The following is a 429-nucleotide window of genomic DNA, read 5'->3' as shown; positions in this document are numbered from 1 at the left end:
CGCAGGAACGAGCCCAGCGTTGACGGGGCATAACACCCCGTGAAGGCCTTCTTCATCCCGCCGTGGCGCAACACAGCCATGTCATCAATGGAATCGGCCCCGGCAACCATGCCCGCCACCAGGGCCGCGACCTTCAACCCTGCATTCGCACCTTTGTCCGTCGGCACGGACAACCACTCATCAGCCAGGGAATGCAGGCCCGCGTCCTCGGCCAAACGCATCACCGGCACCAACCCTACGGGCGACACAAGATTCTCCTCGTCAAAGGAAACTGACACGGCCGCGCGGGTATGGGAAACTATCATCTACGAGATGTCCTCTTTTGGGTATGAAAATTTGACTGTGGTAAGCCATATTTTCCCCTAAAAGACGGGCATTTCGTGTTTAAACCGCCGAGCAACCTCCGAATTTCATCGGTGGATCAAGGCT

At 57.1% G+C, this 429-nt stretch carries 1 pseudogene; it reads right to left on the bottom strand.

From position 1 onward, the window contains the following. Nucleotides 1-305: pseudogene (locus tag ACT3TS_RS19770) on the bottom strand (IS1380 family transposase); the annotation flags it as partial. Nucleotides 306-429: the final 124 nt, after the last annotated feature.

This window comes from Specibacter sp. AOP5-B1-6, assembly GCF_052376555.1.
Classification (GTDB): Bacteria; Actinomycetota; Actinomycetes; order Actinomycetales; family Micrococcaceae; genus Specibacter.
Note: the sequence above shows the minus strand (reverse complement) of the source record. Positions and strands in the feature narration are given on the sequence as shown.